The organism is Pseudomonas sp. XP1 (assembly GCF_053557675.1).
The window spans coordinates 1-3,385 of sequence record NZ_JBNRIJ010000070.1 but is presented as its reverse complement, the minus strand read 5'-3'; the positions used below and the strand labels follow the sequence as shown (position 1 = coordinate 3,385).

1 protein-coding gene is annotated in these 3,385 nt (G+C 58.9%); it reads right to left on the bottom strand.

Going from position 1 to position 3,385, the window contains the following annotated elements; all coding sequences use genetic code 11:
* A partial coding sequence (locus ACK1U9_RS25610) for an immunoglobulin-like domain-containing protein (RefSeq protein ID WP_449110275.1) occupies window positions 1-3,385 on the bottom strand: 3,385 nt, incomplete at both ends.

The window sequence follows — 3,385 nt, the reverse complement described above, 5'->3', positions numbered from 1 at the left end:
GCCACCTTCAGCAACGGTCGAGGTCGCGGTCAGAGTGACGGTGGTGGTGTCGATGGTGTCGGTAACCTTGGTCACGGCCGCAGTGCTGCTGACGTCCAATTTCTCGAAGTCACCGCCGCTGGTGCTATCGATATTGGCCTGAACGGTACCCGCATCGATGTACACATCGTCGCTCGGCGCGTCGATGGTAATCGACCCTTCTTTCTGACCCGCCGCGATGGTGATGGTCTCGCCGTTGCTCAGCTTTACGGTAAGCGCAGTACCCGCCGGGTTGGTCAGCGTAGCGGTATACGTAATCTTGCCGCCTTCGGCCACGGTATCCGTCGCGCTCAGCGTAAGCGTGGTGACATCCGGGGTCGCCGGGTTGTCGGTGACAGTGGTCACCGGCTCACCAACGGCCACGGTTTTCTCGTAATTACCACCCGAGATGCTGGTGATCTTGTTGCTCAAGTCCAGATTGGTATTGAGTGCGTTGTTCGGTGCAGTGAACGGTACCGATGCAGACGACTCGCCCACCGGGATGGTGATGGTCTGACCGTTGGCCAGTTTCACTACCAGGTCGGAACCGGTGACCTTGTGGTTGACCGACGCGGTGTAAGTGACCACGCCACCTTCAGCGACGGTCGAGGTCGCGGTCAGAGTGACAGTCGTGGTGTCGATGGTATCGGTCACCTTGGTCACGGCTGCGCCGCTGTTTACATTCAGCTTCTCGAAGTCACCACCCGAGGTTTCGGTCACTTTGACCTGAAGCACTTCAGCATCGATGTAGACATCATCGCCTGGAGCATCGACGGTGACCGAAGCTTCCTTCGAGCCTGCGGCAATGGTGATGGTCTCGCCATTGCTCAGCTTGATCACTAGATCGGTGCCAGCCTTGTTGGTCAAGGTCGCGGTGTAAGTGATCTTGCCACCCTCGGCAACCGTAGGGGTCGCGCTCAGGGTAAGGTGGGTAATGTCCTTCGTGCCTGGTCCGTCGGTCACGGTCGTCACTGGCTCGCCAACTGCTACGGTCTTTTCGTAATTGCCGCCCGAGATGTCAGTGATCTTGTTGGTCAGGTCCAGGTTGGTGTTGTAGGCATTGTCTGGCGCGGTGAACGGTACCGACGCCGACGACTCACCCACCGGAATGGTAATGGTCTGGCCGTTGGCCAGTTTCACCACCAGATCCGAGCCAGTGACCTTGTGGTTGACCGATGCGGTGTAGGTCACCACGCCGCCCTCGACCACGCTCTGCGTGGCGGTCAAGGTCACGGTGGTGGTGTCGATGGTATCGGTGACTTTCGTTACAGCCGCCTTGCTGCTGACATCCAGTTTTTCGAAATTACCACCCGTGGCATCGGTGATGGTCACGCTGAGGTCTTTGGCATCGATGTACACATCGTCGCCTGGGGCGTCGACGATGATCGAAGCTTCCTTCTGGCCAGCCGCGATGGTGATGGTTTCGCCGTTGCTCAGTTTGATGACCAGGTCAGTGCCGGCCTTGTTGGTCAACGTGGCGGTGTAGGTGATAGCGCCACCTTCGGCCACTGTAGGCGTAGCAGAGAGCGTCAGGCAGGTAATGTCCTCGGAGCCTGGGCCATCGGTAACCGTTGTGCTGACTTCCGTTTTGTCCAGGGTCAGCTTTTCAAACTTCCAGGCATCTGCACCGCTGACCGAGTCGATCGCGTTTACTACAGGCTGAGCGCCTACATAGACATCATTAGGCGCGGTAACGGTGATAGAGCCAGTGTTGCTGTTGGCTGGCACCATGACAACGGTCTTGCCGTCGCTGAGGGTGAAATAGAGCGGCGAGTGGTTGTTGATCGGCAGGCCGTCATCGCTGGTCAGCGTGACGGTATAGGTAATTTCGCCACCTTCGGTAACGGTATCGGTAGCCGTCAGTCTGGCCACCACTTCGTTGATGGTGTCAGTCACTTCCACCGACGCGGCGCCGCCAAACTGCAGGTTCTCGAAGGTGCTACCTGCAGTATCGGTCGCTGACTTGAGGCCGAGACTGATAGTGCCGGCGTCCTGATAAACGTCGTCTCCCTGTACGGCGTGGGTGTACTGCGCACTGGTCTCCCCCGCCTTGATAGTGACCTGGGCATCGTTGCTCAGGGTAACGACAAGATCATGCGCCAGCGCGGTGTTGATCTTCACGGTAAATGTCGGGTTCTGGTTCTCGAGAACCGACGCTTGGTCGGCCTCGATGCTTACCAACACAAGATCGCCACCAGAGCCAGGGGTGCCGGATTCATCAGTCACGGTGGTACTGACCTCGGTTTTGTCCAAGGTCAGTTTCTCGAACTTCCATACATCCGCGCCGCTAACCGAATCGATCGCATTGACCACCGGCGGATTGGCGCCCATGTAGACGTTGTCCGGCGCGGCAACGGTAATCGAACCAGTTGTGCTGTTGGCCGGTACCTCAATAACGGTCTTGCCATCGCTGAGGGTGAAATACAGCGGTGATTGGATGTTGAGCGGCAGTCCATCCTTGCTGGTCAGCGTGACGGTGTAGGTAATTTCGCCACCTTCGCTTACGGACTCGGTAGCGGTCAGTTTGGCGACGACCTCACTGATGGTATCCGAGATTTCAACGGTAGCCGGGCCTCCGAACGCCAGCTTCTCGAAGGTGGCGCCCGAGACGGTGGCATCCGTCACGCTGAGCGTGACAGAGCCGGCATCCTGGATTACGTCATCGCCTTGGGCCGCAGTCTTGTATTCCACTTCGGTCTTGCCGGCCCCGATGGTCACGGTATCGCCGTTCGACAAGGTAACCGTCAACGGACGGTCCAGTGCCTGGCTTACCTTCACAGTAAAGGACGGCTGCTGGTCCTCTGTCACATCGCCATTGCTGACAATGCTCACGGTGACGGTATCGATACTGTCATTGATGACAGTCGATGCTGGCGTCGGGTCTGGCGTCAGCTGTTCGAAGTTGCCACCGGTCGCACCGGTAATCGTGGTGCTGACGGTCGAGCCGTTGTTGTAGACATCGTTCGCTGGCGTTTCGAAGTCGACGCTGCCCTGGGTCTTGCCAGCTTCGACGGTGATGGTCTGGCCGTTGGACAGGGTTACGGTCACCGGAGTCTGTGCCGGATTGCTCAGGGTCACGGTGTAGGTGATCACCCCGCCTTCGGTCACCGATGGAGTGGCCGTCAGGGTGGCGGTGGTGTTGTCGACCGAGTCGTTGATCGTGGTCTGGGCCGGCGTCGGGTTCGGCGTCAGTTGCTCGAAGTTGCCGCCGGTCGCACCGGTAATCGTGGTGCTGACGGTCGAGCCGTTGTTGTAGACGTCGTTCGCTGGCGTTTCGAAGTCGACGCTGCCCTGGGTCTTGCCGGCTTCGACGGTGATGGTCTGGCCGTTGGACAGGGTTACGGTCACCGGAGTCTGGGCTGGGTTG